The organism is Arhodomonas sp. KWT, from assembly GCF_010993615.1.
Map to the genome: position 1 here is coordinate 1 of NZ_WNXE01000441.1, position 1,404 is coordinate 1,404.

1 protein-coding gene is annotated in these 1,404 nt (G+C 69.9%); it reads left to right on the forward strand.

The annotated features are described in order from the left end of the window. Nucleotides 1-306: 306 nt before the first annotated feature. Complete coding sequence (locus G7A99_RS19735) at nucleotides 307-1,290, forward strand: PDR/VanB family oxidoreductase (RefSeq protein WP_163143444.1); 984 nt, start codon at nucleotides 307-309, stop codon at nucleotides 1,288-1,290. The last annotated feature ends 114 nt before the right edge of the window (nucleotides 1,291-1,404 follow it).

A 1,404-nucleotide genomic window follows, 5' to 3' on the forward strand; every position in this document is an offset into this window, starting at 1 on the left:
ATCCGGACTGGCGGTCATGGGACTCCTCCTGCAGCGCCTCCATGCGCGCCTGCCGGGTTGCGGGATATCCGGAAACCCGGGCGTTTGATTTTCCGCAAATACTGAACAGCGGCGGCCCGCCGCGTCAATATTAATGTCGATGAGTTACCAAAAAATCGTGTAACGAGGACGTTATCGATAAAAAGCTCGTCCTGGCCCGGCCCTTGCAATGAAGGGCGGCAAACGACGCGGACGCCGTCCACGCGGGTGCCTGGAGCACCGCGGGTATCGGCACCGCACCAGCGGGGACAGGAGAGAGAGTCAGCCATGAGCGACGAGCACGCAACGGCCGGCGGAGACGGCTTCGACGTGGTGGTGACCCGCCGTGAGGCGGCGGCCGAGGGCGTTATCAACCTGGAGCTGCAGGCACCGGACGGCGGCGAACTGCCCCTGTTCACCGCCGGCGCGCACGTCGATGTCCATCTGCCGAACGGCACCGTACGCCAGTATTCCCTCTGCAATCCGCCTCACGAGCGTACCCGGTACGAGCTCGGCATCCTGCTCGAGCCGGACGGGCGCGGCGGCTCCCGGTGCGCCCACGAGCACCTGACGGTGGGGGCGCGCCTCCGCCTCGGTGGTCCGCGCAATCAGTTCCCGCTGGCGGAGGCGCCCCATACGGTGCTGGTCGCCGGCGGCATCGGGGTAACGCCGCTGATGAGTATGGCCGCCGAGCTCCACGCGCGTGGTGCCTCCTTCGAGCTGCATTACTGCGCACGCACGCCGGCTCGAGCGGCGTTCCTCGAGCGCCTGCGCTGCGCCCCGTTCGGCGCACGCGTGCACAGCCACTTCGACGACGGCCTCCCCGCCCAGCGCTTCGATCCGGCGCGGCTGTTCGCGGGGGTGGGCGACGGGGCCCGTCTGTACGTCTGCGGCCCCGCGGGCTTCATGGGCTTCGTTACCGGTGCGGCGGCCGAAGCGGGCTGGCCGGAGGCGCGCGTCCACCTGGAGCACTTCGCCGGCGCCGCCGCCCCCGCCGCCGAGGACGGCGGCTTCGACGTGGCGCTCGCCCGCAGCGGCCGCGTGATCCACGTGGGTCCGGAGGAGACCGTCGTCGAGGCACTCACCGCCGGCGGCGTCGAGGTGCCGCTGTCCTGCGAGCAGGGTATCTGCGGGACCTGCGCCATGCGGGTGCTCGACGGCGAGCCGGACCATCGCGACATGCACTTCAGCGACGAGGAGCGCGCGAGCGGGGGCTGGTTTACACCCTGCTGCTCGCGGGCGCACTCGCCGCGCCTGGTCCTGGACTTCTGAGCCGGCACCGCCGTGCCGGCGCCCGCAAGCGTCAACCAAAGCCGAGAAGAGAGGAGAGAGAGCGATGCACGCACACACCGAGCGTCCGTATCTGATGAACACCTGGTACGTCGC

Bases quoted from the DNA above. Each gene is read 5' to 3' on its own strand.
- G7A99_RS19735 (WP_163143444.1), top strand. From the start codon at position 307: ATGAGCGACGAGCACGCAACGGCCGGCGGAGACGGCTTCGACGTGGTG.